This window comes from Desulfovibrio desulfopostgatei, from assembly GCF_053570645.1.
Genome location: NZ_JBRBQS010000002.1, coordinates 3,205,688 through 3,228,171 on the forward strand (window position 1 = coordinate 3,205,688; position 22,484 = coordinate 3,228,171).

Consider the following 22,484-nt stretch of genomic DNA (forward strand, 5'->3'; position numbering starts at 1 on the left):
TTCGGCAATATATGGATTGCGGGAAGCTACCGCAACCAATGCGCCCGGCCGCAAGGTACAGAGTCCGCCTGCCTGCACTGCGCGTTCTTCGTCTTGCACTGCTTGCCAGCTTTTCGTATAAAAGAAATGGTGGTCATACAAATACCCGCCGCGGCCCTGAAGGGCACGGCGGTTTACGCGGCCGCCAGGGCCGCAAATACCTGCGGAGTTTCAATGAAGCGTGTATTTTTATGGATTCTGGGTGGCGCCACGGTTCTGGCAGTGGCGGCGGCTGTCCTGCTCAGCAGGGTTGACGCTGGTTTTGTGGTGCGGCAGATAGCCGATGCCACGGCCAAAGCCACTGGGCAACCTTTAACGTTTGACAGCCCGCCCGGAATTTCCTTTTTCCCCCCCGGCGTCAATTTTGGACAGGCGCACTGGGGCAGCGCCGGCGATGGGCAGGGCGTGGTCATCTCCGTCAAAAGCGGCATGGCCCAACTGGAGCTGAGCCCCCTGCTTACGGGCAATGTTGTCGTGCGTGAAGTACGGCTGAACAGCCCCGTGATTGAAGTCCGCGAAGGCAAGGCCGTTGCCGCTGCCAAGCCGGATGCGGAAAAACCCGCCGTTGAAACCAAACCAGCCGCTGCAACCCCGCCAGCCCTTCCCATTGAGCTGAAACGTCTTGTACTGCGCCAGGGTATTGTGACCTACACAACCGCAAATGGTAAAACACTGCGCGTTGATGATGTAAACTTTTCTGTAGAAAATCTGCGCACCGGGCAAGAAGCCGTGGTGCAGTGCGACTTTGCCTTTATTTTTGGCGACAGCACCGCCGAACCTGCTGCCCCCGCCGCCAAATCTGGCGCAAACAACATCTCGGGTACGCTGGCATTTTCTTCCCGCCTGCGCTACGCGCCGCCTCAGCTGCTTTTCCGGCAGACTGCGCTGACTGTCACACCGCTCACCGGAGCGCTGCCCAAGGAAGCCGGGCCGTTGCAGTTCACCTGTGAGGGGTCGCTGCGGCTGAGCGATCTGCACCTCCAGTTGAGCAAGGCCTTGCTCAATACGCCCCAGGCGCGGGTGAGCGCATCCGGCGAAGGCGGGCTGGCCCCCCTGGCGTTCAACGGCGCTCTTGAAATGGAAGGCTCGCCCCACAAACTTGCTGCGCTGGCAGGCCATAAACTGGCGACTCCCGCTGCCAAGGACGATCTGCGCTTCAGAACAATGGTGCGCTATACCGCCAATGCCCTGAATCTCAGCCAGATGCTTTTGCAACTTGACGATCTTTCCCTGCGCGGAGGCCTGCGCCTTGATCTGCCCGAAAACGCTCCCATGCTTGTGACTGCGGACGTGCAGACCGGCATGCTCAATCTTGATCCCTATTTGCCCCCGGCAGAATCCGGCAAAAATGCAACGGAAACCAGGCCTGCGGGCCACGACGGAGCATCGTCCAACGGCAAGCGAGCCAAGCCGGATGCGGAAGCGGCACGGCGCATGCCGGGGCTGGACATCCGCGCCAAAGTGGCTGGCATTACCAAGAGCGGATTGCAGATAAAAGACATTGCGCTGGCCATCAAAGGAGAAAAAGGACGCTACGCCCTGACTTCCTTAACGGCCAGCCTTGGCAGCGGCGGGCTTATCAAGTCCACCGGCAACATGGATATGGCGACTGAAACTTGCGCTCTCAAGGCGCAAGCCGCCGATGTGGAGCTTGGCCCGCTGCTGGTTGCCCTTGGCAAGGGCCGACTGGCCGACGGGCAGGCCGCGCTGGATGCGGATATGACCATGAAGTGCGCGGACGCCAACGATATTCGCCAGACTCTTGGCGGACGGGGGCAGCTTGAGATACGCCGCCTGCATGTTCCGGCCATGGCAGAGCTTTCCAAGAGCATCCCTTCGCTCACCGGCAAGGCAGGGCCGCTGCCCGACCGCTTTGATCTGGCCCGTGCTCCCTTTACCGCCCGCGATGGCGAAATCAACGCAAGTCCCATCACCGTTACCTCCGCCACTCTCAACGCTGCGGGCAAGGCGCGCATTAGTCTGCCCAAACAGTACCTGGACGCAGCCCTGGACATCAAAACCATGGGGCTGACGATTCCTGTGACGGCCAAGGGGCCTTTGAGTGACATTTCGTATGGTGTTGACCCGCGTTTTGCCCTTGATATGGCAAAAAATCTGCCCGGAGCATTGCTGAAAACGGGCAAGGAAGCCGGAAGCACCACCAAGGACGCGGCAAAGGGCGCGGAAGGGCTGGTTCGCGGCATTCTGGGCCGCTAACAGGCATGGCGACGGCTGGACAAAGATACGAGCGAAGGCCAATGGCAAGGCAAACAGCTCTGGTTCACGGGTTAAGGTATTTTGCCTGGGGCTTGCCTTTTCGGCGTCATGGGCTAAAGCTATTAGCATCACGGGCGTTAAGCATTAAAGAAGGCCTGAACGCGCTGTAAAGGCGCGATTGGTGAGCGGAGTAGTCAAAATTTCGCCAGCCAGGCAACACACGAGCTTTACGGGGTTTCTTTGCCCAGTAAGGCATAGAGCGAACAGGCGGCAGTATGTACTTACTTATAGGACTGGTCATTGTTGCGGCTTCAGTCGGCACGGGCTACACCATGGCTCACGGCGACTGGGGCGTTCTTTTTCAGCCCGCCGAGTTCATCATTATTTTGGGTTGCGGCCTTGGGGCTTTTTTTGGTTCGCAGACCAAGTACACCTTTGGCTTGGTTGTCAAAAGCCTCAAGCACCTGTTTGCCGATCCTGGTTCCAGCAAAAATCATTACCTTGAGACCCTTGCCCTGCTGTATGCGCTCTTTTCCAAAATGCACCGCGAGGGCGTGATCAGTATTGAAAGCGACGTTGAAAAGCCCGAATCCAGCCCAATTTTCAGCAAGTATCCCAATATTTCCAAAGATACCGTGCTGGTGAACTTTGTGGGCGACACGCTGCGCGTGTACCTGACCACCGGCGACCCCGCAGATATCGACAGCCTCATGGATGTGGATATCGAGACCATGCGCGAAGAAGGCATATTGCCCGCCCACGCCGTGTCGCACATGGCCGAATCGCTGCCGGGCATGGGTATTGTGGCCTGCGTGCTGGGCGTGGTTTTGGCCATGGGCAAGATCAACGAACCGCCGGAAGTTCTTGGCCACTACATCGCGGCAGCGCTTGTCGGCACGTTTTTTGGTATTCTTGCCTGTTATGGCCTCTTTGGCCCCATGGGCGCAAAGCTTGAAAACTACGTGGCCGAAGAACATTTTTATTTTAACGCCATCAAGGAAGCCGTAGCTGCCGCCATTCGCGGATCAACTCCGCTGATCGCCGTGGAATATGGGCGCAGGGCCATACCCTACCCCTTCCGACCTTCTTTTGCAGAAATGGAAGAACGGCTCAAGAGCGGCTAGGCCGGGGCAAACGGGCTGGCTGCCCCCCTAACCGGGGAGTGCAGGCGCAGATATTTTGCCCTTCTGTAAAAACCTGCTATGGTTTGCACATCAAGGGCGCGGACGGCTGATCTTTATGCCGTCAGCAAAAGCGTAAGGCCCGGCGCAGATTACTACGAAGGAGAAAGCCTATGGGCGGCGGCGCATGGAAAGTGGCGTATGCCGACTTTGTTACGGCCATGATGGCCTTCTTCCTTCTGTTGTGGATCCTCAGCATGGTGCCGCCCGACACCAAGGCGGGTCTTGCAGCGTACTTCAGCGGCGAGCGCAATTTCGACTCCAGCTCCACATCCCCCATATCAAATAATCCGTTCATCCAGAACACGGATAAAATTGATGCGCGCGACCTCAAAATCAACGAGGTTGAAAAGTCGCACTACGCCATTGCGCAAAAAATCAAGCAGATGCTCATGGCAGATGCCGTGCCGCAAAACTCCTCGGGCATCAGCGCGGATGACGTGGGCGTGCAGTTGCGCGTCAATTCGGACGTTATGTTTCGGCCCGGCAGCGTTGACCTGCTGCCCGAAGGCACCAAGGTGCTGGAAGCGGTGCTGAAACTCATGAACGAATACAATCTTTACCTTGTGGTGCGCGGGCACGCTGACTCCACCGAGGCCAGACCGCCATATGCCTCCGCGTGGGAGCTTTCCGGCGCGCGTGCATCAGCCATGGTGCATTATCTCGCCGATAAGGGCATCAAGCCCACGCGCATGCGTGCTGTGAGCTACGGCGATACGCGCCCCCTCAAGCCGGGCATTGACGAACAGAGCCGCGCCATGAACCGGCGGGTGGAATTTTTCTTCCATCGGCCAGAGGTCATGTCATACAGCGTGGTGTACTAGTCCGCTTTTCTGCCAGCAAATTGCAAATGAAACGGCCCCTGTGAAAATTCACAAGGGCCGTTTCTCTGTTTCACTGACGGGGATGCTTTTGCGGCATCACGGCCAGAGCTATATCTTACGTACTTCCGTATACCAGGCGGCAGCCTCTTCAAGCAGCTTGCCCGTGCGGGCCGCCAATGCCTGAGGATCCTTGAGGTAACCGTCCAGCAGCAGGCTGGCGTCAAACAGGCAGCCAGTCATGTCGGCCAGAATCCTGTCGTCCGCGTCTGCCTTGAACATGCGCAACATGCTGCGCAGCAGCAGATGATCGCGGTTGACCTCCAGCACCTTCACAGGGATGGAATCATCCTTCTGCATGACCTTGAGCAGTTTTTCCATGGAGGACGACAGACCGCCATCGGGCGAAACCAGCACTGCGGGGCTGTCTGCCAGACGGTGAGAAACACGCACGTCCGTCACTTTGTCGCCCAGGATTTCCTTCATCTTGCCAAGCAGGGCGTCAAAACTTGCCGAATCGTCGTCAGAGAGCGGCGCGGCGGCTTCGTGTTCCGGCTGTTCCTTGTCGGAAAAGTCTTTCAGGGCGTCATCCGCCGCTGTTTCCACCGACTTGAATTCCCAGTCCTTGTACTTGGCAAGGCCGTCCATGACAAATTCGTCCACAGGCTCGTACAGCCACAGCACTTCAATGCCCTTGCAGCGGAAGCGCTCCATGTGCGGATTGAGGCGGGCGGCCTCACGGTTGGGCGCTGCCACATACCAGATGGTCTTTTGCCCTTCTGGAGCGCGGGCCATGTATTCATCAAGGCTGGTGAGCGCATCCGCATCCGCAAGGGACGAGGAATTGAAACGCAGCAAGGCGCTGATGCGTTCGCGGTTGGCATAATCGTGGTAACCCAGCTTGAAAACCTTGCCGTGCAGCTTCCAGAAGCGGCTGTATTTTTCCGCATCGTCCTTTGCCAGCTTTTCAAGATGGCCCAAGGTCTGCTTGACCAGCACCTGATTGATCTTGCGCAGCACCACGTTTTCCTGAAGCGTCTCGCGCGAGATGTTCAGGGGCAGGTCTTCCGTGTCGACCACGCCTTTGAGGAAGGCCAGATATTCAGGCACCAGTTCTTTGTTGCGGTGCTGGATGAGCACGCGGCGGGCATAAAGATCAAGCCCCCAAAATTCGCGGTCAGCACCAAAAAAATCCTGCGCCGAATCGGGCGTGAACAGGAGTGCATTAAACTGCACAGGCGCATCCACAGAAAGATGCAGGGTGTCCAGCGGCTCCTTAGCGTCATAGGTCAGGGCTTTGTAAAAGGAATCGTACTGTTCCTTGGTGACCGAAAACTTTGGCTCGCGCCACAGCGCAGGCTGGGTGTTGACCCGCTCGCCGTCCACGAGGACAGGAAAGGGAACAAAGGCCGAGTGCTTGCGGATAACCGACTCAACGCGGAACTTCTCTGCAAATTCGGCGGCATCGTCCTTGAGCCATGCCTTGATGACAGTACCGCGCGCGGGCTCATCCCCGGTTGCGGGCTCAACGGTAAAGGTGCCAAGCCCGTCGCTGACCCACACGCTGGCTTCTGCATCATCGCCAAAAGCCGGACGCGAAGTAACTTCCACCTTGCTGGCCACCATAAAGACAGAATAAAAGCCCACGCCAAAACGGCCGATTATGTTGGCGGCATCCGCAGGACCGGAGGTTTCGCCCTCCTCCCCGGCTTCGGCCTTTGCCGCATCGCTGCCGTTGGCGGCATTTTCAGCCGCAATATCGGCCAAAAACTGCTCGGAGCCGGATCTGGCAATGGTGCCAAGGTTTTCAGCCAGTTCTTCTGCTGTCATGCCAACGCCGGTATCTGCAATGGTCAGAACCTTGGCGTCCTTGTCCAGGCTGATGCGGATTTCAAGGGGGATATCAGCAAGACGCGGGCTTTCGCCCCTGTTCATACGATAGCGCAATTTATCCAACGCGTCCGAGGCGTTGGAAACAAGTTCCCTCAAAAAAATTTCGCGATTTGTATAGAGCGAATTGGTGAGGATATGCAGGACTTTGCGCACCTCAGCGCGGAATTGGCGGGAATTCTTACCAGCCTCTGCCATGACAAACCTCCTGAAAAAAGATATAGTTGAAAATAATATCCCCCACTGAAATTTCAAGGGGGATTTGCCAAATTTTACGGCATTTTTCCGCGCGGCAGTTGGCAACGCAGGGAAATTCGCGCGTCCGGCACCCTGTAAAACAGGCTGGCAGGCACGCGCAGACATTCCAATCCAATATTTCATATAAAAGGGGGATAAAACATCAAGCCCGCAGGATTCATACTCATACGGGCAAAATGATATTCGTAACTACTTGCCATTTGATGGGAAAAAAGCTATCTCGCCTGAAGGATATTCAAGGAGGGCCTACATGGACGTTGTAATGCTTTCGCGTTTGCAATTCGCTGTGGCCGTTTTTTTCCATTTCATATTCGTGCCGCTTACGCTCGGTCTTTCCGTCATTCTCGCCTGGATGGAAACCCGCTATGTGCGTACCGGTGACGAATTCTGGAAAAAACAAGCCAAATTTTGGGGAAAACTTTTTCTCATCAACTTTACCCTGGGCGTGGTGACAGGCATCACGCTTGAGTTCCAGTTCGGTACCAACTGGTCCCGCTACTCGGAATACGTGGGCGATATTTTCGGCTCCCTGCTGGCTATTGAAGCCACGGTGGCCTTTTTTCTGGAATCCACGTTCCTTGCAGTGTGGCACTTCGGCTGGAACCGCGTTGGCAAAAAAATGCATCTTGCCTCAATTTACATTGTGGCATTTGCGGGCAACCTTTCCGCCCTGTGGATCATTCTTGCCAACGGCTTTATGCAGCACCCGGTGGGCTATACCATCAATGAGACAGTTGGCCGTGCAGAGCTTGCCAACTTCTGGCAGGTGGTAACCAATGGCTACGCCTGGGGCATGTACGCGCATACGGTGCTTGCATCGTGGGCGCTGGGCGGCTTTTTTGTGCTGGGCGTTTCGGCCTGGCATTTGCTGCGCAAGAGCCAGGTGGACTTTTTCAGGGCCTCTTTCAAGATGGCCGCGCCTTTCACCCTGATTCTTGTTTTGTTGCTGGGCCTTTCGGGCGACCAGCAGGGCAAGACTGTGGCCCAGGTTCAGCCTGCCAAGCTGGCTGCGCTGGAATCCCACTGGGAAACCGGGGGCAACGTGCCCTTTTATCTGCTGGCATGGCCTGACGAAGCCAATGAAGGCAACAAGGTTCAGGCCATCGGCATTCCCGGTCTGCTGAGCTGGATTGCCTACGGCGATACCAACGCCGAAGTGAAGGGCCTCAAGGACTTTGCCAAGGAAGACCGCCCCCCGGTTATGCCTACCTTCCTGAGCTTCCGTGGCATGATTGCCATGGCTGGCATCTTTGTGCTGCTGGCCGTAGGCGCTTTTTTGCAACGCAAGAAGGACGAACCCTGCCCCCTGCTGCTCAAGGCGCTGGTATGGAACATCCCCCTGCCCTACGTTGCCATCATGCTGGGTTGGGCAGTGGCCGAAATTGGCCGCCAACCCTGGATTGTTTATGGTCTCATGCGCACTTCCGACGCGGTTTCGCCAGTTCCAGCCGAGAATGTCGCCATTTCGCTGGGTGCGTTCATAGTGGTGTATTCCCTGCTTGGCCTTCTGGACATTTACTTGCTGCGTAAATACGCCATCAAGGGCCCTGACGCCCAGGAGGTATAGCCATGTTGGAAACCATCTGGTTTGTGCTGTGGGCATTGTTGTGGGCCGTGTACTTTATTCTGGACGGTTTTGATCTTGGCCTTGGCGCGTTGCTGCCCTTTTTGGGCAAAAACGAGTCTGAGCGCCGCATCATGTACAATGCTGCCGGTCCCTTCTGGGACGGCAACGAAGTGTGGCTTATTTCCGCTGGCGGCGTGACCTTTGCGGCTTTTCCCAAGGCCTATGCGGTCATGTTCAGCGCACTGTACGCCCCGCTGCTTCTGCTGCTGTTCGCCCTTATTTTCAGGGCTGTTTCCTTCGAGTTCCGCAACAAGGTGGAACACGACAGCTGGCGCGCCCTGTGGGACGGTGTGCATTTTCTTGCCAACCTGATCCCCTGCGTGCTGCTGGGCGTGGCTTTCGCCAACCTGTTCATGGGTATTCCCATTGACGTCAAGGGCGTATACCACGGCAACCTGCTTGGCCTGCTGAACATTTACGGCCTTGCGGGCGGCGTGTTCTTTTTGTGCATGTTCCTGCTGCACGGCTCCCTGTGGCTGGCCATCAAGAGCACAGGCAGCCTGCAAACCCGCGCAGCGGCATCGGCCACCTTCCTGTGGCCTGTCATGCTGTTGCTGCTGGTGGTCTTTCTGGTTCTCACCGCCATGTACACCAAGCTGTATGCAAACTTTCTGGCCATGCCTGTTCTGTTTGTTCTGCCCTTGCTGGCGCTGGCGGGCCTTGTGGGCGCGCGCGTCATGCTGGGTGCGGGCAAGCTGTGGCTGGCCTGGGCGTGCAGCGCCGTGTTCATTCTTGGCGTTACCTTCTTTGGCGTTGCGGGCATGTTCCCCGGCATGATCATATCTTCCATTGATCCTGCCGCCACGGTCACCGCCTTTAACGGCGCTTCCAGCCAACTGACGCTCAAGATCATGCTGGGCGTGGCTCTGGTCATGGTGCCCATCGTGCTTGCGTACCAGTTCTGGCTGTACAAGACCTTCTCCGCCCCTGTGACGCACGAGGATCTCAAGGACGAGCACGCCTACTAAACCCAGGCTGTTCTCCCCTTCCAAAAGCAACACCCCGCATCGTCTGATGCGGGGTGTTTTCATTTAAAGCCAGCAGGGCAGCTTTGGAGTCAATTTGACCACGGGAGTGCGGACGTTGCCAGTTATGACTGCCTGCGCTGTCCAGCGCTGCAAGGCGACCAGAACAACTCTGCGCCATGAAAAAGCCTGCACGGTGAATTAGCTTCGCCGTGCAGGCTTTCCCTGTAAACAGGCTCTAATCGGTGGATTCCACCTCACGCACACAGTAGCCCTGATGCCGGAGGGGCGTGAAATAATTGGTGCCCCAGGTCACGGCCAGCACAAACAGCGCGGCGAAAAGACCGATGGCAGGACTCCACAAGGGGCTTGCGGAAAGGGCCAGCCGCATGAGCAAGGTGCCTATGACAAAGCCCGAATTGCGGAACACCGCATGGAAGGCAGGCATGTACCGCTGTGCGATGAGCACCATGGCGATATCTGCAAAAATCAGCACCGTGTAGAGAGTTTCAAAAAATTTGAGGTCTTCGCCGGTTTTCACAAAGTGCATAAAATCGCGGGAACCGATGAACAGAAATATTACAAACAGGGCCAAGGCCAGCATTTTTTTGCTCATGACGTAGCGCATGCGCAGATCGGCTGTGGCGATAAAATGCAGGTGTTGCCGTGCGATGCGTTTGTACAGGCCAAGGCACAGATACACGCACAAGGCACCGGCACCGGAAACCGCTATGCTGATAACCGGCAGCAGGTCGTTAACCACGCTGACCGGCTCCGGCAAATGCGCCAGTTCTTTAAAGGCATTGCGCAGCAAAATAAGGGTAAGTATCTCAAACTGCTTGCCCATGGATTGCGAAAGGGAACTTGGGATCGCCAGAATCAGGCTCATGACCTCAAGCACCAGAATCAGGGTAAAGGCCAGATGGATGGCGTAAAAATGGCTGTGCGGCGTAATCGCGGCCAGCCACGGAGGCAGAATGCCCATGCGCTTGAGTTCCACCCCAAGCAGGGCGAGCAGATATACCCAGAGGATGCAAAGGGCCACGCGGCGCTGGGTGGCTGCACGCTCCCAGGCTGAGTGCAGCCAGTCAAAGACATCCGTAATTGGCTGTAATTTAAAAATAAACATGCGATAGCTCCATAGATGAGTACCCGGAGATCTAAAGAAACCCCGTCTGGCAGAAGGATATCTACAGCTTGCCAAATGTCAAAGACTACTAATCCTGTTATGACAGACGGAATCATGGGAGGCATGCCTGAGCCAATGCCCTGCGCACTTGCCATCCATCAATATAGAACGTAGAGAAAAGGCTTCCCCCGCGTTGCAGACCTTCGGCTTGCCCGATGGGTTTGAACAGTGTCGGCGGCCTGCGGCCTGCCGAGAGCGCGAGTTTTTTCCAAACTGCCATGCCGCCCGACCCCGCATCACTACGGGCATCGGTTCGGCATGGTCGGCTATTGGGCGACTCGCCAATGCGCGGGAAAACAGGGGGTGGATTGAGCATGCCCCGCCTGTCTTCACGGATTTGACCGGCGGCAACGCCGCAAGAGCTTCATCGAGCTTTACGAGGTAGAACGTCATGCCCCACAAGGGTCCGCATATCTCCATTTCTCCCGACTATGTGGTGAACAGGATTCTGCGCATCAATATTGATGACTTTGCAGAATGGCCCGAATCTGTGCGCAACCTGGCCATCGCCATAGCCGAAGAACTTTTTCTGGTGGCCTACAACCCCTTTATCAATGCGGAAACCGTGCGCACCAGCGTGCGCGAAAGCTATGACAAGGAATCGGTCTCCCTGGCGCACTATTACGCCACGGCCATCAGCGAAGGCCTGACCATGTTCTGGTCGGCCCACGAGGCCGAAACCGCCTTCCGCGCCAAACTGGTGGACGCCCTGCACGGCGTTTTGCCCGATGAATGCATTCTGACCAATCCCGCCGCCATGGTGGAATCGGCAACAGACGCCACTGACCTGCGCATGGAACTGCCCCTGCTGGTGGTTGAGCCTGACAATACCGAGCAGGTGGCCGAGCTTGTAAAGCTCGCCAACGACATGAAGTTTGCGCTCATTCCGCGTGGCGGCGGCTCCGGTATGACCGGCGGCGCTGTACCCGCGCGCAAGCGCACGGTTATTGTCAGTCTTACCCGGCTGACGCGCATCGGGCCTGTTGACCTTGAAGCCATGACAGTCACCTGTCAGGCCGGGGCCATCACCCAGGCCGTCATCAACGCCGTGGATACCGAGGGCGCGCTGTTTTCCGTTGATCCGGCTTCCAAGCAGGCATCGACCATCGGCGGCAACATTTCTGAAAACGCGGGCGGCCCCAGCGCCTTTGAGTACGGCACCACGCTGGACAACCTGCTGTGGTGGCGCATGGTCACGCCCACGGGTGAAATCATCACCGTTGAGCGTGAAAACCACCCCCGCCACAAGATCCTGCCTGACGAAACCGCCGTCTTTGTGGTCAAGGACGTGAGCGGCGGCGTGCGCAACGTGGTACATCTGCGCGGCGACGAAATACGCCTGCCGGGCCTTGGCAAGGACGTGACCAACAAGGTTTTGGGCGGCCTGCCGGGCATGCAGAAAGAAGGCGTGGACGGCATCATTACCGAAGCCTGCTTTATCGTTCACCCCAAGCCCAAGTACAGCCGCGTCATGGTGCTTGAATTCTTTGGGCGCTCCATGCACCCCGCCGCCGTGGTGGTACGAGAACTGGTGGCCCTGCGCAACCGCATCCGGCAGGAAGGCGACTACGCCCACCTGTCGGCCATGGAAGAGTTCAACGCCAAGTACGTGCAGGCCATTGAATATAAGCGCAAGTCCGAAAAATACGAGGGCTCGCCCATTTCGGTCATCATCCTGCAGGTGGATGGCGACGATCCCTACCTGCTCGACAAGTGCGTGGGCGACATCGTGAGCGTTGTGGAACAGCAGGACAACGTGGACATCATCGTTGCCGCTGATGAAAAGGAAGGCGAGCGCTTCTGGGAAGACCGCCACAGGCTCTCGGCCATCGCCAAGCGCACCTCCGGCTTCAAGATGAACGAGGACGTGGTCATCCCCATGGACCGCATCCCCGACTTTGCGCTGTTCCTCGAGCAGATCAACCTGGAATGCACGGCGGCCTCCTACCGTTACGCATTGCAGGAAGTGGGTCGTCTGCCGGGCTTCCCCATGGAAGATAAAGACTTTAACCGCGAGTTTTCGCAGGCCTCCAAGGCTGCCTCGGGCGATGTTGCCGCCACCGAAATTTCGGATATGGAACTGGCCGCCCGCGCAGAAGACTTTCTTGCCAAGCTCAAGGAAAAATACCCCCATCTTGCCAAAAAGATCGACAAGATCAGGGAATACATGGATGCCAGCCGCATTGTGGTTGCCAGCCATATGCACGCGGGCGACGGCAACTGTCATGTGAACATCCCCGTGAACTCCAACGATGCTCACATGCTTGAAGAAGCGGAAGAAACCGCAGCCCGCATCATGGCCGAGTGCCAGGAAATGGGCGGCGAGGTTTCGGGCGAGCACGGCATCGGCATCACCAAGATCGCCTTTTTCGGCAAAGACAAGATGGACGCCCTGCGCGCTTTCAAGGAGCGCGTGGATCCCCGCGATGTGATGAACCCGGCCAAGCTGGTTTTCCGCGAACTGCCGGTGCGCCCCTTTACCTTCTCGTTCAACCGCCTGATCCGCGATATTCGTGAAAGCGGCCTGCCCGACAAGGAAAAGCTCATCAGCCTGCTCACCTCCATTCAGGTCTGCACGCGTTGCGGCAAGTGCAAGCAGGTCTGTTCCATGTGCTATCCCGAGCGCTCCATGCAGTACCACCCCCGCAACAAGAACATGGTGCTGGGCATGCTGCTGGAGGCTGTATACTACAGCCAGGTCAACAAGGGCCGCATTGAGGAAAGCCTGCACAAGGCCCTGCGCGATATTGTGGAGCATTGCACCGCCTGTGGCCGCTGCATGGCCAACTGCCCGGTCAAGATTCCCTCGGGTGAGGTGGCCCTCACCCTGCGCGCCCTGCTGGAACACGAAGGCGCTGGCGGGCACCCCATCAAGGGGCATGCCCTTGAATGGCTCTCGCGCGATATACAGCACCGTGTGCCCAAGGCGGCCAAAATGGCCTCCCTTGGACAAAAGATGCAGAACAAGTTTCTCGGTTTCGTGCCAGATATGTGGAAACGCCGCCTGAAGAGCCCGCTCTTTTCCGGCCGCGGCCCCAAGATGGGCTACACGAATCTGTATGAAACCCTCAAGCTGCACAGAGGTTCCATTTTTGCGCCTGCCGAGCCAACGCCGGGCATGCCCTGCGTCTTGTACTTCCCCGGTTGCGGCGGCGCGCTGTTCTATGACCGCATCGGTGTTTCTTCCATCATGCTTCTGCTCAAGGCCGGCTTTGCCGTAGCCGTGCCGCCCCGGCACATGTGCTGCGGCTTCCCCTTGCTGGCTGCGGGCATGGATACGGCCTTTGAAGACAACATGGCCCAGAACCGGCAGTATCTGGCCTCCATGCTGCGCAATCTTGCCAAGCAGGGCTTTGACTGCAAGCATCTGGTCACAGCCTGCGGCTCGTGCCGTGACGGCCTTGAGCGCCTGCACATGGAAACGCAGTTCCCGCAGTTGACCCTGCGTGATGTGGGGCAGCTTACCCTGCCCCTGCTGGACAAGGACAAGCTCAAGGCTCCCCTGCCGGAAGGCTCAAAGGTTCTGTACCACGGCGCGTGTCACTGCGAATGGGCCGATGTGCACAAGATCAAGGGACAAAAACAGATTATCAAGGCGCTGGGCGACTTCAGCGGCGCCAAGATTACGCTCAACCCCGGCTGCTGCGGCGAATCGGGCATGGGGGCCATGACCTCGCCCGATATCTACAACCTGCTGCGTTCGCGCAAGCAGTTGCGCCTTGGCGAGGCTTTTGAGCAGGGCAACGACGGCCCCGTGATTGTGGGCTGCCCCTCGTGCAAGATCGGTATTGGCCGCTGCCTCATCAACATGCGCGACAAACGCCCTGTCATGCACGTGGTTGAATGGCTGGCCGGGCAGGTGGACGGCGAAGACCGCCGCCAGACCTTCCGCAAAAAAGTCAACGATGTGCGCGGCGAAGTGCGCGTTATTGACGTAAAATAACAGCCTTATCATAAGGCGGCCTGCACATGCAGGCTCGGCCTCTTGCCTCTGGCGAGGCCAGCATACATTCCCAAAATACAGCGCGGGGGGTTCCGGATACGGGGCCTCCCGCGCAAACACAAGGTCTGTCAGCATATGGCGCACCCTGCCGATTCCTGCCCCGCACACAGCGGTAAATCCCCGGCCCATGAGCTTCAGGCGCATCATTTCACCTTGCCTGCCCCCGGCTGGTGCTGGTGGGTGGCGCTGGTGGCGCTGCTGCTGCCCTTTGCCTATGCCTTTGGCTTTCTGTTCCCGCGCGGGGATGACTTTGATGAAGTCACCAGAGCCATGTTCCCCTTTGATCTGCCCGGTGGGCTGTATGAAGTTGCCCGCGAATGGCTAACCTGGAGCGGGCGCTACACCTACCACTTTCTGGCGGTTTTTCTTGGCAAGGCCGGGGAAATCCGCCCCCTTTACGGGCTTGTTTGCGCGGGCGTTGCGGCGCAGTTCGGCCTTGGCCTGTTCGGCCTTGCGCGGGTGGTAAGCGTCCAGCGCGGCGCGGCCGCTTTTTGCGGATTGCTGGGCGTGCTGGTGGTGCTTGCCGGTCATCAGAGCCTGCCCAACTTTTACCTGCTGACAGATGTGCTCACCATGGGCCTTTTGCAGGCCATGACCCTTGTCTTTCTGTGGATGCTCTGCCGCCTGTGGGCCGCTCCGACAGCCGAGGCCCGCAAGGCGCGGCGTCAGGCCATCATTGTGGGTGTACTGACCGTGGGTGTGTTTGAACATTCGGCGCTGGCGGCTTTGGCGGCATGCACGGTTGCTGTGCTGTTGGCCCTTGCGGATCGCTTTGCAAGCAGGGAGACGGAACCCGATGTCACGCAAAACGCCCGCACCCGCCTGCGCCATATGGGCGTTCTGTGGCTATGGGTTTTCGGAGCTTTGCTGTTTTCCTTTCTTGCTCCGGGCAATCAGGTGCGCAGGGCTGCCCGCCATATTGGCACGGACGTACAGCTGCGCCAGCTTGCCGCAGCTTTTGACGAATGGCGGCAGGTGGCCTTTTGGTTTTTTGACGGCCTGTGGCCGTGGGCTGTTCTCCTGCTGGTGCTTGTGTTGCGGGGCATGCGCGGGCAATGCTCCATCGTGAGCAAGGGGACTGCGCGTTCCGGCTTGCTGATGGCAGTTTTGGCCATAGCCGCGTATCTGGGGCTGTCAGCCCTGCTTACCGTGCTGCATGCCCTCAGCGATGTGACCATCAGCTCCACTGGCAAACTGCCAGCAGGCCTGACCATTTTTTCAGCCTATGCCTGCGGCTTTGCCCTCTGGGGCTTGCTGAACGCCTTTCCTGCGGTGGAACGTTCCTTGGCGCGGCTACCTCAGCGGGCACTCATGGTTGCGCTGCTCATTCCTCTGCTGCTTATGCTTGCCAGCAGCTCCAATTGGCGCAACACCACAGCCAATGCCGCCAACGGCGGCATGCTCCACCTTGGGATGCAATTGCAGGAGCGCTACGACACTCTGCAAGCCATGGGCGATGCCGCCCAGCCAAAGGATGCGCCGCCGCGATTCGGCCTGCTTGGCGAAATATACCGGCCCGGCGCGCGCAAGCGAGCCATAGACAAGAATTTGCCCCTGCCTGTGGTGCAGCGCAGTATTCCGGCGACGGTCTTTCCTGTGCAAATGGGTGAGGCTTTGCCCGCGCAACCAGAAACATGGCCCAACCTCTGGGCAGCCTGGATGCTGGGCCTTGGCGGCGTATACAGCGCGCCGCCCGCGGCCTCCGCAGCGGTGACGGCGCTGGAAGCGCCTGCGGGCATGGCCGCGCAACAGCCCGTAACGCTTGGCTTGCCGCAGGCCTTGCATGATGCGGGAATTGACGCTGCGTGGCTGGTGCGCGCCAATGGCGCTCCGACAAACGCGCAGCCCACGGCAGCTACCACCACGTTCAGCGATCTGTGGCTGGTGCTTCACGGGCAGGATATTTCAAAGATTGAACGCATTGCGGTTTTGCGGCTCAACAAAACTGACTGGCGCAGGCTTATGCCCGTATTTCTGCAACGGTTTGCGGCATCCCATATTCTGGAACGACAGATAGTTGCAAACAGCACCGCCGGAGGCACCGTCTACCAGCAAATACTGACCGCGCTGGCAGGCGAACAAATCCACTTCACGGCTGAAGGCTGGAAAGTCGGCGAATATCTGGCAGTGCCCGTGAGTCAGGCAGTCAATGCCCCGCTGGGCCTTTTTGTGAGCCTGAACAATGGCCCCATGCTCCGGCTTGACTTGTCAAAACCCTGACCAGCCTGAGCTGGTTGACGAGTTTGGGCTGGCGTGGCTGGCGGTCAGATTGCATCGGCTTGATCAGGCGTAGTTTGCCCAAGGCACGGCCTGCAAGACCGTGGTGACACCGCGAAAGAAAGCCTGTGTTTCTTCCGCAGTAATGTGTTCCGGCAGGGAATAGCGCTCCCTGTACCAGGGCAATGTGAGCCGCAAGGCAGCCTGCATGGTAGCCTGACGCGGATGCAGCACATCAGCAGGCCGGGTCTGGGTGGCGTCCTCGCCCGCACTGCATGGCTGGCCGAAAACAACATAGCGCCTGCACGCCATCGGGCGCACAGGATAAGCGCCGCAGCATTTCTCCAGCAGGAAAGGGCAGGCGTCCCCAAGAGTTGCCCGCTCTCCGTGGAACAGCGCAAAGGTTGCTTTGAGAGCATCCCGCCTGGAGGGTGGAAGCTCCAGTTCTGCAAAAAGGCGCAAGGCCAGAATTTCCAGTGGAGTCGCCGGGATGGGCTGGATACAGCAATAGCAGCACCCCGGCCCGCAGGCTGGCGGCTCCCCCTGGAGCGCGATGGACTCCGCCACGCTGCAATCCACCAGGGCAAACGCGTCCAGCAGCAGACTCATGCCCGGCATGCGCTCAAACCGGTGACTCTGGTACCTCAAGCGCTGTGCGTTTTTTACCTGACAGGCAGCCATCTTCCACTCCGCATCAACGCGCAGCCCCGCAGAAAACCACTGCCGAGGCAGGACCTTTCTACGGGGCTGGCAGATAGAGCCTACTTCAGCCGTAGCGTCCAGTCGGTCATGGCCTGCATGAGGGCCGTTGCCTGACTTGCAAGGCCTTCATCCTGCACATCGCCGTTATCAGCAAAGGCAGGCGTGAAAGCGTTGGAAAAAAGCTCAGGCTTGTTCAGCACGTGCAGATTCAGATACACGCATACCTGGCGCAGATGGTATTGCGCCCGCGATGTGCCCATGCCGCCGCCAGCGCCCACGATGCAGGCGGTTTTGCCTGTAAGGGGCGCGAGGTCGGGTTCGCGCGAGAGCCAGTCCAGCGCGTTTTTCAGCGCGGGAGCAAGAGAATAGTTGTATTCGGGGCAGGCCAGAACCAGCCCGTCCGCCGCGCTCACCTGATCAATGAGGCGCTGCACCACAGCGGGTTTTTCAATATCCGCATTGTAAAACGGCAAAGCGGAAATATCTGCAATTTCAAGGCTTACGTTCTGAGGAAGATGCGCTGCGCAGCACCGCAAAAGCCCGGTGTTGCGCGAAGCCTTGCGCAGACTGCCCGATATGCCGACAAAGGTAAGGTTGCCCATAACTACTCCTTAAGGGTTGCATAGACACGAGTAGTTTACTGTGTTTTTAGGCAAAAGCCCATATGCCAGTGCCGCCGAAATCCCGCAGGGAGGGTCGTTTGTCAGGCTTTTGCCTTGTCCCTGGTTCTGCTCTCAAATTTATCTTTGTTCACAATCACGCGCTCGTGGGTGCCATCGCCGATCAGCCCGGTTTCATCATAGGCAGCCACCTTGAAACTCAGGCCTTTGCCATTGGGGGAAACTGCGGTTACTTCCGCAGTAAAACGCACTTTCATACCCTGCGGCGTCGCTGCCACATGGCTGACGCTGATGCCGGTTCCTACAGTCGTCTGCCCTTCTTCCAGGTATGGCTGCACCACATCCACGGCGGTGCCTTCCATCCAGGCCACCATCATGGCCGTGGAAAACACGCTGACCTTGCCGCTGCCCACCGTGCTTGCCAGCATGGCCTCGGTAACAGTGGTTTCTGACGTGCCGTTCATGCCGGGCGTAATCGTATTGCTCATGCCTGCCTCGCTGGCTTTTAACATTGTGCATGCCATGCGCTCGCGGCAACTAGCATGCGTATTTTCATTCTTTGTGGATGATAAATGACTTGCTGCCCGCTTTCAACACGCTTGCCGCACACCGTAACTATGCCGACCAAGCATGATGCTGCCGCTTAAAAAAATCTCGACCCCCAGGCATAAGTCTGGCATCATTACCAAAACCTTGCACGTGATCTTTTTTTACCGAGGGTACATTGCAGCGGCAACGCCCGGCCACAAGCCCCGCTGCAACACCTGCCGGCGTCCATCGGCCCACAAGGCTGCCTTAAGGATCTCGTTTTCAAGATAATGCCGCCGCGCTCCAACCGGCGCGGCATTCTTGATCTTTGCCCGCAATTCTTTGCGAGCAAGGCCTTTTCGTTCACCTTTTTGATGAGGAGTCCGTTTTTATGAAGGGCTTTTTGCGTTGGACATGGGGCGTTGTGTTCGTCTGCCTGCTGGCGGGCGGCGTGTTGACCGCATTGCCGCAACAGGCGGCGGCCTACAAGGCGGAGTACAAACTCAGCGTGGTGCCAGGCGCAACATCCGGGTGGGGCCTCACGGCGGCCCGCTTTGCGGAACTGGTGCATGAGCGCACCAACGGGCGTATCAACATCAAGGTCTACCCCTCCAGCCAGTTGCTGGCAGGCAAGCAGACTTCCGAATTTCTCATGCTGCGCAACGGCGCAATTGACTTTGCCCTGGCATCGCCCATCAACTGGTCGCCGCAGATCAAGGAACTGAACCTTACAGCTCTGCCCTTTTTCATGGCTGTGCAGCCAGACCGCTACAAGGCCATAGACGCCGTTACCTCCGGCAAGTCTGGTGCAATGCTGATCGCCGCCGTTGAAAGCAAGGGCGTCAAAATTCTCGGCTGGGGAGAAAACGGCTATCGCGAAATGACCACCAGCAAAGGCCCCATTACCAAGCCTGAAGATATGCAGGGCCTGAAAGTTCGCGTGGTGGGCAGCCCGATCTTTATTGATACGTTTCGCGCCCTGGGCGCAAACCCGGTCAACATGAACTGGGCCGAAGCCACCACGGGCTTTCAGCAAGGCGTTGTGGACGGGCAGGAAAATCCCACCAACGGCATCAACATTCCCTTGAAAATATGGGACTATCACAAATTCCTCTGCGATTGGCACTACGTCATTGACCCGCTGATGCTGGGCGCAAACCCCGGCGTTTGGAAGAGCTTTTCGCCTGAAGACCAGCAGATTCTGCTGGCCTGCGCCAAGGAAATGGAGCTGTACGGCAAGGCGCTCTCCCGCCTCGGCATGGATGACGGACAGTCCAAGGCCTACCTTGAAAAAATCGGCAAGCTCCCGGAAATTACCGATCCTTATGCCTGCCTTGAGCAACATGGCATGACGGTAACGCGCCTTACGCCGGAACAGACAGCGCAGTTCTTCAAGGCCACACAGGCCGTGCGCGATGACTGGACGGCCAAGATCGGCCCCGATCTTGTCAAGGCGGCAGAACAGGACATGGCTGCTGCGAAATAGCATTACAACAGCCCCCTTTTGCAGCCAGCGGCTCAGGAGGGGGCTTTTTCAGGGATGGGCAAGAACATGTGGAGTTTGCTGGACAGACGGTTTGAGGACTACCTGGGATCGTTCATGCTGGCTGCTATGGCGGCCATTGCTTTTATCAACGTGGTAGTGCGCTACTGCACCTCTTTTTCTTTTGCCTGGACAGAAGAACTGACCATCAATTTTTTTGTCTGGATAACCATGCTGGGAACAGCCCGGGCATTCCGCGAAGGCGGACACCTGGGCATGACCGCCCTGTACGATGCCCTGCCCCGGCGTTTTCGCCGCGTATGCTACTGGGGCTCCGTGCTGCTGGCGGTATGCTTTTTTGGCGCTCTGTTCTGGACAGGGCTCACCGAAGTGCTGGACGAAATCGACCTCGAGGCAACTTCCGAAGCTTTGGGGATTCCGGTGTGGTGGTACACCATCGCCACGCCCGCGTTTTCCCTGCTGATCATTTTCCGCATTGCGCAAAGGGCTGTTGAAGACCAGCGCGCCAACAACTTTTAGGAGGCGGGACTATGGATTCCCTGTTACACGATCCCGCATTCTGGCTGCTGGCGCTTTTTATCATCCCCCTGTTGCTGCGGGTGCCCATTGCCCTGGCGCTGGGCTTTTCCGCCCTCGCTGTGGTGTGGAAGTGGGATATGGGGCTCAACATGCTTTCCTACAATTTTTTTGCAGGAATAGCCAAGTTTCCCCTGCTGGCCATCCCCTTCTTTATTCTGGCGGGCTACATAATGGAGCGCGCGGGCATTGCCGCCCGCATCGTGGCGCTTATGGAAGCGCTGGTCGGCTCCATGACAGGCGGGCTGGCAGTCGCCACGGTTGCGGTTGCCACCTTCTGGGGCGCGGTGAGCGGCTCCGGCCCTGCAACAGTTGCTGCGCTGGGTCTTATTCTTATTCCCGGCATGGCCAAGGCTGGCTACGATAAAGCCTTTGCCACCGCAACGGTTTCCGTTACCTCCGGGCTCGCCATCGTCATCCCGCCAAGCATTGCCTTTATCGTTTATGGCGGTGTTGCGGATGTTTCTGTGCCTGCGCTCTTTGCGGCTGGTTTTATCCCCGGTGTTGTGGTTGCCATATTCATTATGGGCGCGGTGCTGCTTATATCCCGCAAGCACGGGTACAAAGGCAAGGAGCGGCAACAACCTGTCAGCAAGGCGCTGCGCGAGGCCTTTTGGGGCATCATGACCCCGGTAGTTATTCTGGGCGGGATTTACGGCGGCGTGTTTACCCCCACCGAGGCCGCTGCGGTTGCCATCTTCTACGGCCTCTTTGTGGGCATCTTTATTTACCGCACTATCAACAGCCTTTCGGTGATGGTTGAAATTCTCACGGAGACCGTCAAGGCCACGGCCGTTGTCATGATTGTGGTTACCTGCGCAGGCCTGTACTCCTGGGTGGGATCAACCGTGGGGCTTGTAGAAAAATGTTCAGGCGTTCTGCTGGGCGTTTCAGCAAATCCCTGGATTGTCCTGTTCATGATCAACATCATCCTGCTGCTTGCGGGCATGTTGCTGGACGCCATTTCCATCTACTACGTCTTTTTGCCCTTCATGCTGCCCATTATGACGCATTTTCAATGGGATCCTGTGTGGTTCGGCATCATGATGACCACCAACCTTGCCGTGGGTCAGGTTACGCCGCCTGTTGCGGTGAACCTGTACGTTGGGGCCAAGATCAGCGGCCTGACCATGGAGCAGATCAGCAAAGCAGCCCTGCCGCTCATTGGCGCTGCCCTGCTGGCTCTGGCTGTCATAACCGCATTCCCGGAACTCTCCACCTTTATGCCCAAGCTGCTGGGCCTGTATTGATGACGCAAGGTGCCCGGCCCCGTCCAAAATTTGGGGTCGGGCACCAATCGGAGCCGCCAGGCTTCAGCCCAGCAAAGACCGGACAAGACCTTGCTAAACCTTCCGCAGCATACGTTTATGGATACTGCGGTCACTCTCAGGGTGTGGGCCAAGGCATCTGGAAAGTAGAAAATGAAAAAGCCCTCGCAAAGAGGGCCGTTTCATGTGGAGGTTGCTGCCGCCAACGCGTACGCGGTGACTGCGGCTATATGGAAAGATCAGGCATTGGCTGCCTTGAGCATCTCTTCAACCATGGAGAGCGAAGGGGTCGCGCCAGAATCAAGGCCGCACAGGCCACGCACTGCCAGCATGAGCATGTCGAACTGGAGGGCCATTTCTGTCACGCCGTTATGGATCACGCACACATCGCCGCGCATGAACAGCTTGTAGGCGTGACGGCTGCGCTCCTGACCGCTGGAACGAACAATGTAATAGATCTGTTCATTGCTTTCAGTCACATACAGCTTTTGGCGAGTAAGTGTGCCAAGCGATTCGTCATACCAGGAACATTCCGAAAAAAGACGACCGCAAAAAGCAAAGTCGCAGCCGTTGTCCTGTTTCAGGCAAATGTCTTCCATGGTTTTCTGCACGTCCATTCATTCCCTCCGCAGGCTCAGACCATCAACCAATGGCCACAAAAATCCCCAGTTAACGTTGGGGAAAACTAGCACCGCACCAGAAGCATTGTCAATAAAGCGCAGCAAGCGAACAACAAAATCGCATGCACAAAGTGCAATTAAAATTTATAACACACCAATATATATACTTAAAAAAGATATGTTTTCTTTTGCGGTTTACCCTAAAGAAAATGGAAAACCGTACCTGTCATGAACAAAACCGGAGGGGGAAGACAAGGGC

The 22,484-nt window shown here is 57.7% G+C and carries 16 protein-coding genes; 10 read left to right on the top strand and 6 right to left on the bottom strand.

Going from position 1 to position 22,484, the window contains the following annotated elements; translation table 11 throughout:
• The first annotated feature begins 213 nt into the window (after nt 1-213).
• The 3 genes from ACUZ9Q_RS13940 to ACUZ9Q_RS13950 all read left to right on the top strand — a co-directional run bounded on the left by ACUZ9Q_RS13940 (nt 214) and on the right by ACUZ9Q_RS13950 (nt 4,261).
• Entirely contained in the window at nt 214-2,256 is a 2,043-nt protein-coding gene (locus ACUZ9Q_RS13940) for an AsmA family protein (protein ID WP_449248061.1), read from the top strand.
• Between the two features lie 275 nt (nt 2,257-2,531).
• Nucleotides 2,532-3,380: a flagellar motor stator protein MotA gene (gene motA, locus ACUZ9Q_RS13945; RefSeq protein WP_192113086.1), complete on the top strand. Its 849-nt coding sequence runs from the start codon at nt 2,532-2,534 to the stop codon at nt 3,378-3,380.
• 170 nt (nt 3,381-3,550) lie between these two features.
• Nucleotides 3,551-4,261, top strand: coding sequence for an OmpA/MotB family protein (locus ACUZ9Q_RS13950; RefSeq protein ID WP_192113087.1), 711 nt, complete (start codon nt 3,551-3,553; stop codon nt 4,259-4,261).
• A gap of 108 nt (nt 4,262-4,369) precedes the next feature.
• Here the strand turns inward: ACUZ9Q_RS13950 and htpG are convergent, their stop codons facing one another.
• Nucleotides 4,370-6,346 (bottom strand): molecular chaperone HtpG, encoded by a 1,977-nt coding sequence (gene htpG, locus ACUZ9Q_RS13955; protein WP_449248062.1) that lies wholly within the window; start codon nt 6,344-6,346, stop codon nt 4,370-4,372.
• A 310-nt stretch (nt 6,347-6,656) separates the two neighbouring features.
• Between htpG and ACUZ9Q_RS13960 the strand changes: the two genes are divergently transcribed.
• Nucleotides 6,657-7,973 (top strand): cytochrome ubiquinol oxidase subunit I, encoded by a 1,317-nt coding sequence (locus ACUZ9Q_RS13960; RefSeq protein ID WP_449248063.1) that lies wholly within the window; start codon nt 6,657-6,659, stop codon nt 7,971-7,973.
• 2 nt (nt 7,974-7,975) lie between these two features.
• Nucleotides 7,976-9,001: a cytochrome d ubiquinol oxidase subunit II gene (gene cydB, locus ACUZ9Q_RS13965; RefSeq protein ID WP_449248064.1), complete on the top strand. Its 1,026-nt coding sequence runs from the start codon at nt 7,976-7,978 to the stop codon at nt 8,999-9,001.
• A 235-nt stretch (nt 9,002-9,236) separates the two neighbouring features.
• On the opposite strand, the gene ACUZ9Q_RS13970 is transcribed toward cydB, so the two are convergent.
• Nucleotides 9,237-10,127 carry a hypothetical protein gene (locus ACUZ9Q_RS13970; protein WP_215647482.1) on the bottom strand — a complete coding sequence of 297 codons (891 nt, stop codon included), beginning with the start codon at nt 10,125-10,127 and terminating at the stop codon, nt 9,237-9,239.
• 451 nt (nt 10,128-10,578) lie between these two features.
• Between ACUZ9Q_RS13970 and ACUZ9Q_RS13975 the strand changes: the two genes are divergently transcribed.
• Entirely contained in the window at nt 10,579-14,130 is a 3,552-nt protein-coding gene (locus ACUZ9Q_RS13975; protein ID WP_233483449.1) for an FAD-binding and (Fe-S)-binding domain-containing protein, read from the top strand.
• 135 nt (nt 14,131-14,265) lie between these two features.
• Nucleotides 14,266-16,410 carry a hypothetical protein gene (locus ACUZ9Q_RS13980; RefSeq protein WP_449248066.1) on the top strand — a complete coding sequence of 715 codons (2,145 nt, stop codon included), beginning with the start codon at nt 14,266-14,268 and terminating at the stop codon, nt 16,408-16,410.
• A 63-nt stretch (nt 16,411-16,473) separates the two neighbouring features.
• On the opposite strand, the gene ACUZ9Q_RS13985 is transcribed toward ACUZ9Q_RS13980, so the two are convergent.
• The 3 genes from ACUZ9Q_RS13985 to ACUZ9Q_RS13995 form a co-directional block, all read right to left on the bottom strand.
• Complete coding sequence (locus ACUZ9Q_RS13985) at nt 16,474-17,088, bottom strand: YkgJ family cysteine cluster protein (protein WP_192113094.1); 615 nt, start codon at nt 17,086-17,088, stop codon at nt 16,474-16,476.
• 80 nt (nt 17,089-17,168) lie between these two features.
• Complete coding sequence (locus tag ACUZ9Q_RS13990) at nt 17,169-17,711, bottom strand: NADPH-dependent FMN reductase (protein ID WP_192113095.1); 543 nt, start codon at nt 17,709-17,711, stop codon at nt 17,169-17,171.
• 101 nt (nt 17,712-17,812) lie between these two features.
• Complete coding sequence (locus ACUZ9Q_RS13995) at nt 17,813-18,217, bottom strand: thioesterase family protein (RefSeq protein ID WP_449248068.1); 405 nt, start codon at nt 18,215-18,217, stop codon at nt 17,813-17,815.
• Between the two features lie 431 nt (nt 18,218-18,648).
• Between ACUZ9Q_RS13995 and ACUZ9Q_RS14000 the strand changes: the two genes are divergently transcribed.
• The 3 genes from ACUZ9Q_RS14000 to ACUZ9Q_RS14010 are packed head-to-tail and all read left to right on the top strand — an operon-like array spanning nt 18,649 to nt 21,587.
• Nucleotides 18,649-19,743 carry a DctP family TRAP transporter solute-binding subunit gene (locus ACUZ9Q_RS14000; RefSeq protein WP_449248069.1) on the top strand — a complete coding sequence of 365 codons (1,095 nt, stop codon included), beginning with the start codon at nt 18,649-18,651 and terminating at the stop codon, nt 19,741-19,743.
• A 54-nt stretch (nt 19,744-19,797) separates the two neighbouring features.
• Nucleotides 19,798-20,280, top strand: coding sequence for a TRAP transporter small permease (locus ACUZ9Q_RS14005; protein WP_225530006.1), 483 nt, complete (start codon nt 19,798-19,800; stop codon nt 20,278-20,280).
• A gap of 11 nt (nt 20,281-20,291) precedes the next feature.
• The gene (locus ACUZ9Q_RS14010) at nt 20,292-21,587 is read left to right on the top strand and encodes a TRAP transporter large permease (RefSeq protein WP_252209450.1); all 1,296 of its coding nucleotides are present in this window, start codon (nt 20,292-20,294) and stop codon (nt 21,585-21,587) included.
• Nucleotides 21,588-21,844: 257 nt separating this feature from the next.
• Here ACUZ9Q_RS14010 and ACUZ9Q_RS14015 read toward each other — a convergent pair whose 3' ends face one another.
• Entirely contained in the window at nt 21,845-22,222 is a 378-nt protein-coding gene (locus tag ACUZ9Q_RS14015; RefSeq protein WP_022658986.1) for a hypothetical protein, read from the bottom strand.
• Between the last annotated feature and the right edge of the window lie 262 nt (nt 22,223-22,484).

Bases quoted from the DNA above. Each gene is read 5' to 3' on its own strand.
- ACUZ9Q_RS13970 (WP_215647482.1), bottom strand. From the start codon at position 10,127: ATGTTTATTTTTAAATTACAGCCAATTACGGATGTCTTTGACTGGCTG.
- ACUZ9Q_RS14000 (WP_449248069.1), top strand. From the start codon at position 18,649: ATGAAGGGCTTTTTGCGTTGGACATGGGGCGTTGTGTTCGTCTGCCTG.
- htpG (WP_449248062.1), bottom strand. From the start codon at position 6,346: ATGGCAGAGGCTGGTAAGAATTCCCGCCAATTCCGCGCTGAGGTGCGC.
- ACUZ9Q_RS13975 (WP_233483449.1), top strand. From the start codon at position 10,579: ATGCCCCACAAGGGTCCGCATATCTCCATTTCTCCCGACTATGTGGTG.
- cydB (WP_449248064.1), top strand. From the start codon at position 7,976: ATGTTGGAAACCATCTGGTTTGTGCTGTGGGCATTGTTGTGGGCCGTG.
- ACUZ9Q_RS13990 (WP_192113095.1), bottom strand. From the start codon at position 17,711: ATGGGCAACCTTACCTTTGTCGGCATATCGGGCAGTCTGCGCAAGGCT.
- ACUZ9Q_RS14005 (WP_225530006.1), top strand. From the start codon at position 19,798: ATGGGCAAGAACATGTGGAGTTTGCTGGACAGACGGTTTGAGGACTAC.
- ACUZ9Q_RS13960 (WP_449248063.1), top strand. From the start codon at position 6,657: ATGGACGTTGTAATGCTTTCGCGTTTGCAATTCGCTGTGGCCGTTTTT.
- ACUZ9Q_RS14010 (WP_252209450.1), top strand. From the start codon at position 20,292: ATGGATTCCCTGTTACACGATCCCGCATTCTGGCTGCTGGCGCTTTTT.
- ACUZ9Q_RS13995 (WP_449248068.1), bottom strand. From the start codon at position 18,217: ATGAGCAATACGATTACGCCCGGCATGAACGGCACGTCAGAAACCACT.
- ACUZ9Q_RS13940 (WP_449248061.1), top strand. From the start codon at position 214: ATGAAGCGTGTATTTTTATGGATTCTGGGTGGCGCCACGGTTCTGGCA.
- ACUZ9Q_RS13950 (WP_192113087.1), top strand. From the start codon at position 3,551: ATGGGCGGCGGCGCATGGAAAGTGGCGTATGCCGACTTTGTTACGGCC.
- ACUZ9Q_RS13985 (WP_192113094.1), bottom strand. From the start codon at position 17,088: ATGGCTGCCTGTCAGGTAAAAAACGCACAGCGCTTGAGGTACCAGAGT.
- motA (WP_192113086.1), top strand. From the start codon at position 2,532: ATGTACTTACTTATAGGACTGGTCATTGTTGCGGCTTCAGTCGGCACG.
- ACUZ9Q_RS14015 (WP_022658986.1), bottom strand. From the start codon at position 22,222: ATGGACGTGCAGAAAACCATGGAAGACATTTGCCTGAAACAGGACAAC.
- ACUZ9Q_RS13980 (WP_449248066.1), top strand. From the start codon at position 14,266: ATGGCGCACCCTGCCGATTCCTGCCCCGCACACAGCGGTAAATCCCCG.